Origin of the sequence: Romboutsia sp. (assembly GCF_035470145.1) — a bacterium.
Lineage (GTDB): Bacteria > Bacillota > Clostridia > Peptostreptococcales > Peptostreptococcaceae > Romboutsia_D.
On sequence record NZ_DATIRC010000357.1, the window covers coordinates 1 to 1856 of the forward strand.

General features: G+C 24.2%; 2 protein-coding genes and 1 pseudogene. All 3 read left to right on the top strand.

Annotated elements, in window-relative coordinates; all coding sequences use genetic code 11:
• Window positions 1-253 (top strand): annotated as a pseudogene (locus tag VLM92_RS14250) (phospho-sugar mutase); the annotation flags it as partial.
• An 89-nt stretch (window positions 254-342) separates the two neighbouring features.
• On the top strand, window positions 343-1170 hold the full coding sequence (locus VLM92_RS14255) for a YihY/virulence factor BrkB family protein (protein WP_325276991.1): 828 nt from the start codon (window positions 343-345) through the stop codon (window positions 1168-1170).
• Between the two features lie 122 nt (window positions 1171-1292).
• A complete protein-coding gene (locus VLM92_RS14260; RefSeq protein ID WP_325276992.1) occupies window positions 1293-1697 on the top strand; it encodes a hypothetical protein in 405 nt (134 codons plus the stop codon).
• Window positions 1698-1856 lie beyond the last annotated feature (159 nt).

Below are 1856 nucleotides of genomic sequence, written 5' to 3' on the forward strand. Positions count from 1 at the left end.
TGATATAAAATCAATAAACAATACTAAGGTATTAGATGTTAAAGATTACAGCAAGGGAATCGATAATCTTCCTAAGGCTGATGTTTTAAAATACTTCTTAGAAGATGGTTCTTGGGTAGCTATAAGACCTTCAGGAACAGAGCCAAAACTTAAGTTTTATATAGCAGTAAAAGGTGAAACAGAAGAGAATTCTAATGAAAAAATTAAAGGAATAAAAGCTGATATAAATGAGACTATAGAAAAATTAATATAAATTATAAAAGGATGTAGCTAAAGTTACATCCTTTTATAATTTATATGCATATATATATAAATATAATAAATTATGGGAGGAGGGTTTTTATGGTAAAGATAGACAAATTTAATATTATGAATGTTATAAAAGAATCTAATTACGTTAAAATAAACTCAAAAGCAGCTGAAATGTCTTTTTATTTACTATTATCCTTTTTTCCATTTTTAATGTTTACTATAAGTAGCATAGTATATATACCTATTCTTCATTTAAATAAATATATAGAAATATTTCAAAGTATGATGCCACAAAGTGCATTTGAAATAACGGCATCTATAATTAATTCAGCAATGGAAAATAAAAGTTTAAGTTTTATAATAACAAGTTTTTTTCTTACTTTATGGACATCATCAAGAGCTTTGAGAGCCATAATAAAGGGGGCTAACAAATCATATAAAGTAAAAGAAACAAGATCATATATAAAGGTAATGTGTATAGGCCTTTTTTTTACAGTAATATTACTATTATTAATTTTTTCATCTATGATATTTTTAGTATATGGTGAAAAAATAGGTTATTTGATATTTGGATTTATAGGGTTTGATAATATATTTATGAATATTTGGAATGTATGTAGATATACTATTGGTGTATCTACAGTCATTATAATACTTATTAGCTTATATAAATATACACCTAACAAAAAAATGAAAATAAAAGACGTCATACCAGGAGCTGTTATTGCAACATTTGGATGGATAATAGTATCACTTTCTTATTCTTATTACTCAAATCACTATGCAAATTATGAAATTATATATGGAAGTATAGGGGGAATAATAGTACTTATGACGTGGATTTATTTAAGCAGTTGGGCAATACTTATAGGAGTCGAAATTAATGCTAAGTTATACTTTAGAAGATTGAGGAAATAATTTTTAAAATAAATCAATATAAATGAATATAAGGGATGTAACAACAATGTATGAATTTCATAATATAAATTATGAGTAATAATCTAATAATTTACATTATAAAAGAAAGGAATTCGATACACATGGAAAAATATGATAATTATAAAAAATATGATAAATATAAAAAAGAAGACAATTGTAATGATAAATGTCATCATGGAGGACATGACGATTGCTATAAATATAAAATGATAGCTATGCAACAAGAACAAGAAGCTAATAAATTAAAATGTGTAGCTGAAAAAATACAAAATGAGGCAATGTGCTATGAACAAGAAGCTTTAGAATTAGAAGAGCAAGTAAGAGAATTGTGGAATAAGTCAAATGTACTATGGGAAAAATATGACCATATTAATAATGATATTATAGATTTATTAGAAGATGCTAATGAAAATTTAGAAAAATATATATGTTGTAAAGAGAAACATCAACATGGTTGTTGTGTACATTATCCATATGGTAATGGATGTGGTTGTAAAGGAAAATAATAAAGCAAGATAATATAAAAAGCTGCGATAATTAATTTCATCGCAGCTTTTTATATTAAAAATGAATTATATACTCAAAATAGAAAAATTAAAATAATAGCTTAAATTAAGGTAGATATATTAAAACTCCATAAAATAAGATATAAATTTTATTAAACA